Origin of the sequence: Modestobacter altitudinis (assembly GCF_005930475.1) — a bacterium.
GTDB classification, from domain to species: Bacteria; Actinomycetota; Actinomycetes; order Mycobacteriales; family Geodermatophilaceae; genus Modestobacter; species Modestobacter altitudinis.
Genome location: NZ_SJEW01000133.1, coordinates 1 through 3,725, shown reverse-complemented (window position 1 = coordinate 3,725; position 3,725 = coordinate 1). Strand labels below are relative to the sequence as shown.

Annotated in this window: 6 protein-coding genes; 4 read left to right on the top strand and 2 right to left on the bottom strand. The window is 75.1% G+C overall.

The features are described 5' to 3' along the window. Both FHL79_RS24675 and FHL79_RS24670 read right to left on the bottom strand, forming a co-directional pair. On the bottom strand, nucleotides 1-445 hold a 445-nt coding region (locus tag FHL79_RS24675), incomplete at its 3' end, for a ferritin-like domain-containing protein (RefSeq protein WP_138761192.1). A 30-nt stretch (nucleotides 446-475) separates the two neighbouring features. Then, nucleotides 476-1,006 (bottom strand): hypothetical protein, encoded by a 531-nt coding sequence (locus FHL79_RS24670; protein ID WP_246081222.1) that lies wholly within the window; start codon nucleotides 1,004-1,006, stop codon nucleotides 476-478. A 231-nt stretch (nucleotides 1,007-1,237) separates the two neighbouring features. Here FHL79_RS24670 and rimP point away from each other — a divergent pair, with 231 nt between their 5' ends. The 4 genes from rimP to FHL79_RS26565 form a co-directional block, all read left to right on the top strand. Next, nucleotides 1,238-1,996: a ribosome maturation factor RimP gene (rimP, locus tag FHL79_RS24665; RefSeq protein WP_138761191.1), complete on the top strand. Its 759-nt coding sequence runs from the start codon at nucleotides 1,238-1,240 to the stop codon at nucleotides 1,994-1,996. Beyond that, nucleotides 1,993-3,114: a transcription termination factor NusA gene (nusA, locus tag FHL79_RS24660; RefSeq protein ID WP_138761190.1), complete on the top strand. Its 1,122-nt coding sequence runs from the start codon at nucleotides 1,993-1,995 to the stop codon at nucleotides 3,112-3,114. Before rimP ends, nusA begins: the two co-directional genes overlap by 4 nt. A gap of 8 nt (nucleotides 3,115-3,122) precedes the next feature. Next, nucleotides 3,123-3,512: a YlxR family protein gene (locus tag FHL79_RS24655; protein WP_246081219.1), complete on the top strand. Its 390-nt coding sequence runs from the start codon at nucleotides 3,123-3,125 to the stop codon at nucleotides 3,510-3,512. A gap of 61 nt (nucleotides 3,513-3,573) precedes the next feature. Then, on the top strand, nucleotides 3,574-3,725 hold a 152-nt coding region (locus tag FHL79_RS26565; RefSeq protein ID WP_171058338.1), incomplete at its 3' end, for a translation initiation factor IF-2 N-terminal domain-containing protein.

Genomic DNA, 3,725 nt, shown 5'->3' with positions numbered 1-3,725 from the left:
GGCCGGGGAAGGCGGTGGTGGGGGGCTGGCCGGCCGCGGTGCGCCAGTCCACCGCGCGCAGCTCCGCGGCCGACAACGCGGTGACCGCGAGCTCCCGGGTGCTCCGCTCGGTGGCCTGGTCCAGCACCCAGGTCCACGCCCGCGACGTCCCGTCCTCGAGGGTGACCGCCAGCCCGGCGGCGGCCGCCGCGGACAGCACAGGCGCCGGCAGCGCGTAGCCGGCCTCGGCCGGCGCCGGCTCGACCCGCCGCGAGGTCAGCAGCGCCGCCACGGTGTCCCGCAGGTCGCGGTGCGCCTCCTCGGCGACCACGACCGGAGTGCGGCGCTCGACCGGCGTCGCCGCACCGACCACGCCGTACCCCCAGACGGCCGTGTGCGCCGCCGCCAGGGCCTCCTGCAGGGCGGCGTCCTCCGCTGCGGTGGGTGAGGGTGTCTGGTCAGCCATGTCCGTCCCGTCCGTGTGCTGCTCGACCGGTCATGCCGCCAGCTGGGCGGCCTGGCCGCGGAGACCCGCTGCGATGCTGCCCAGCAGGGCCGCCCGACCGCCGCTGAAGTCCGGGCAGGCGCCGGCGTGGGCGTCGGCGGCCGTGCTCACCTCGGTCCGCAGGTACGTCCGGGCACCGGCCGGGTCGAGGACCGGCCCGGCCGACGACGACGCGGCGGCGTTGGTCGCCGCCGCCCCGGGAGCGGCGGCGCGCAGCCTGTCCAGCTGCGCGCGGGCCTGGTCGGCGAGGGCCGGCACGGCGGCGGCCAGGTCAGGTGCGGCCGCGAAGGCGCGCGCGTAGGCGGCGACGACGGCCTCCTGCACCTGGACCTGCGCGGCGAGCTGATCGACCTGGGCGGGGGTCACGGCGTCGGCGTCGTCGGCGGTGCCGGTCGTGCAGCCGGACGCGGCCAGCGCGGTGCCGGCGAGCGCCGCCAGCAGCAGGCTGCGCCGGGAGAACGGCCGGTGCAGCGCGGCGGCACCCGGGGGCGGAACGAGGGGATCGGACGGCGGTTCGGACATCGTGGCCATCCTCGCAGCCCGCCCGTCGGACGCCGGCAGCACGCACCGGTGAGCCCGGGCCTTCCGCGGACGGGTGGGACTGCGGGGGCGGGCGGTAGCCTGACGGTCCACCCGCAGCACGCCGGGGCCCCGCACGACGACGGGCACGACCGGCCGACCACCCGGCCCACCGCGACAGCGGAGCGGCCGGCTGTCCGTGGGCGGACACAACAGGACTTCAGGAGGCAGCCGATGACCACGCGAGGTGCAGGCGCCCCCGGTCAGGCTCCTGACGCGACGACCACCCGGCTCACCGGCTGGGTGGAGCCGGCGGTCGCCGCGGCCGGTTACGACCTCGAGGAGCTCGTCGTCCGTCCGGCCGGTCAGCGTTCGGTGGTCCGGGTCGTCGTCGACCGGGACTCCGGTGTCAGCCTGGACGACGTCGCCGAGCTCAGCCGCTCGCTGTCGGAGATGCTCGACGCGCAGGACGAGGCGCTGGGGCGGTCGCCCTACGTCCTCGAGGTGACCAGCCCGGGGGTCGACCGGCCGTTGACCGCGCCCCGGCACTGGCGGCGCAACGTGGGCCGGCTGGTCACCGTCACCGCCGGTCCCGACGGCCGTCGGGAGGAGCTCACCGCCCGCGTGCTGCGGGTGCAGGACGACGGCGTGGTGCTGGCCGTGGAGAAGGGCGGCACGAAGAAGGGGCAGGTGCGCAAGGCGGCCGGCGAGCGCACCGTGGGCTGGGCGGAACTGGGTCAGGCGCGGGTGCAGGTGGAGTTCACCCGGCCGGCCGGTCACCGCGACGCGGCGCTCGTGCACGTCCCCGAGGAGGACGACACCGACGAGACCGACGACGCCGAGGACGACAGCGACGTCGACCCCGAGGACATGGACGACGACGAGCACGACCCGGCCGGGGCTCCGGTGGCCGACGCGAGCGGGAGGACCGGGCGACCGGCCCCGCACCGCGCGCCACGGGACTCCCGGCCGCGACGAGGAGGCAGCAAGTGAACATCGACGTGACCGCCCTCAAGGCGGTCGAGCGGGAGAAGGGCATCCCGGCCGACACGGTGCTGCAGGCGATCGAGACCGCACTGGTCACCGCCTACCGGCACGCAGACGGCGCCGCACAGCACGTGCGGGTGCAGATCGACCGCAAGAGCGGTGAGGTCGCCGTGCTGGCCCAGGAGCTGGGGCCCGACGGCGAGGTCGTCCACGAGTGGGACGACACCCCGACCGACTTCGGCCGGATCGCGGCCAGCACCGCCAAGCAGGTGATCGTGCAGCGGCTGCGGGACGCGGAGAACGAGCAGACCTTCGGCGAGTACGCCGGCAAGGAGGGCGACATCGTCAGCGGCATCGTGCAGGCGCACGACCGCCGCAACAACCAGGGCCTGGTGCTGGTCGACATCGGCAAGGTGGAGGCGACGCTCCCCGCCGCCGAGCAGGTGCCCGGCGAGGACTACCGGCACGGCAGCCGGCTCAAGGCCTACGTCGTGTCGGTGACCCGCACCTTCCGCGGCCCGCAGGTGACGCTGTCGCGCACCCACCCGAACCTGGTGCGCAAGCTGTTCGCGCTGGAGGCCCCCGAGGTCGCCGACGGCAGCGTGGAGATCGTCTCGGTCGCCCGGGAGGCGGGGCACCGCTCGAAGATCGCCGTGCGCACCTCCGTGCCGGGGCTGAACGCCAAGGGGTCCTGCATCGGGCCGATGGGCCAGCGGGTCCGCAACGTGATGAGCGAGCTGCACGGCGAGAAGATCGACATCGTCGACTGGTCCGACGACGACGCCACCTTCGTCGCGTCGGCGCTCTCCCCGGCCCGGGTCACCAGCGCCCGGGTCGTCGACCCTGCGGCGCGGGCGGTGCAGGTCGTCGTCCCCGACTACCAGCTCTCGCTGGCGATCGGCAAGGAGGGGCAGAACGCCCGGCTGGCCGCCCGGCTCACCGGCTGCCGCATCGACATCCGCAGCGACGCCCAGCCCACCGACGACCAGGCCGTCTCCCCGGGCGTGGGGCGCGCGCCGCTGCGCCCCAACCCGGGGCTGGAACGGACCGGCGTCCGCGGGCCGCAGGGGGGTCACCGACCGCCGGTCCGGCGTGCGGAACACCCCGGCTCCGCGGCGCGCTAGACTCAGCGATGGCCGACACGTCGATCCCGGTCCGCACCTGTGTGGGGTGCCGCCGACGTGCACCGGTCACCGAGCTGTTGCGTGTCGTCGTCCGCGACGGGGGGCTGACCCCCGATCCGCGGCGGCGGCTCCCCGGCCGGGGGGCTTCGTTGCACCCCACCGCGGAGTGCCTGCACGCAGCGGTCCGGCGCCGGGCCTTCCCGCGCGCGCTGCGCTGCAGCACGTCGCTGGAGACCGGTCCGCTGGAGGACCACCTCGGGCAGCAGGTCAGCCGACCTGCTGCTCCGGTCCCCGGCGGGCGACCGACGGCAGCACCACCGACGGACCGGCACCCGGCCGGTCCGCACGTCGAGAGCAGGACGTCCTCGGATGAGCCACCTGTGAAGTCGTCACGATGACCATGTACCACTGACCTAGGGGTCGAGCGGGCCAGCCGCCGGCCTCACCAAGAGGAGACCCGTGCCAGGCAAGGCCCGCGTACACGAGCTCGCGAAAGAGCTCGGTATCGACAGCAAGACAGTTCTCGCCAAGCTCAAGGAGCAGGGCGAATTCGTGAAGTCCGCGTCCTCCACCTGGCTCTTATACACATCTCCGAGCCCACGAGACATGCG

Bases quoted from the DNA above. Each gene is read 5' to 3' on its own strand.
- FHL79_RS24670 (WP_246081222.1), bottom strand. From the start codon at position 1,006: ATGTCCGAACCGCCGTCCGATCCCCTCGTTCCGCCCCCGGGTGCCGCC.
- rimP (WP_138761191.1), top strand. From the start codon at position 1,238: ATGACCACGCGAGGTGCAGGCGCCCCCGGTCAGGCTCCTGACGCGACG.
- FHL79_RS24655 (WP_246081219.1), top strand. From the start codon at position 3,123: ATGGCCGACACGTCGATCCCGGTCCGCACCTGTGTGGGGTGCCGCCGA.